A 689-nucleotide genomic window follows, 5' to 3' on the forward strand; every position below is an offset into this window, starting at 1 on the left:
ATATTTGTGGTCATGACACCGGTAATGTTAGTCTATCCTTTTGTGCAGCGCTACTTTGTAAAAGGAATAATTATTGGTGCTGTGAAAGGTTAGTATGGAGCAATTAGAGGGATTTTATATCCCTCTAATATATAAAAAAATAAAAAGAGGGAGGTTTGAAGTGATGTTTAAACGAGTATTTTCAATTTGTGTAGTCATTATTTTTATGATGGTTCTATTGGGAGCTTCAATTGTTTTTTTCGGCAAGTAGTAAATACAAAACAAAAATCGAATTTAGTGTAGCATCTTTTGGGACCTTTAATGACGATGAATTTATGAAATATGTTAGCAACAAATTTAATGTTAAGATTAACCCCCAAGCATTGGACTGGAACAATTGGGAACAACAAGTTAATACATGGATGGCGGCTGGTGACATGCCAGATATGTTGCAATGGGATGCAAGGCCTTGGAAAATGAAACAGTTCAAAAATTGGGTTTCAGCAGGGCTTTTAAAACCGTTGCCGTCGCTTGATAAATATCCGAATCTAAAGGCTTTAAGGGCAAAGATGAAGATTATGGACTATTACAGAATTAATGGCAAAGATTATCTATGGACAAAATTCCGCGGAGATAATAAGTGGAGTTTAGCTGGTCCAATGGCTATAATGTATCGAAAAGATTGGGCTGAAAAAATAGGTATGGCAAAA

General features: G+C 35.3%; 1 pseudogene. It reads left to right on the top strand.

The annotated features are described in order from the left end of the window. Window positions 1-314: 314 nt before the first annotated feature. Window positions 315-689: pseudogene (locus H964_RS02275) on the top strand (extracellular solute-binding protein); the annotation flags it as partial.

This window comes from Caldicellulosiruptor sp. F32, from assembly GCF_000404025.1.
Classification (GTDB): Bacteria; Bacillota; Thermoanaerobacteria; order Caldicellulosiruptorales; family Caldicellulosiruptoraceae; genus Caldicellulosiruptor; species Caldicellulosiruptor saccharolyticus.